We start from the raw sequence: 217 nt of genomic DNA on the forward strand, positions 1-217 counted from the left end.
AAGCCGGGTAAGCCGACCCAGAACGCGTTTATCGAGCGTTTTAACAGGACGTACCGGACAGAAATACTGGATTTTTATCTGTTCAGAACACTGGATGAAGCGCGGGAAATAACGGAGCGCTGGCTGCATGAATACAACAGTGAGCGGCCTCATGAATCCCTGAATAACCTGACGCCGGAAGAATATGGGCTGATGGCTGAGAAACTGGAAATCTCAA

At 49.3% G+C, this 217-nt stretch carries 1 protein-coding gene; it reads left to right on the forward strand.

The window, feature by feature from the left end:
- Positions 1 to 217 (forward strand): integrase core domain-containing protein (locus tag A1830_RS20910; RefSeq protein WP_156485065.1); only part of this gene is annotated, 217 nt, incomplete at both ends.

The organism is Erwinia sp. ErVv1, from assembly GCF_900068895.1.
Taxonomy (GTDB): domain Bacteria; phylum Pseudomonadota; class Gammaproteobacteria; order Enterobacterales; family Enterobacteriaceae; genus Erwinia.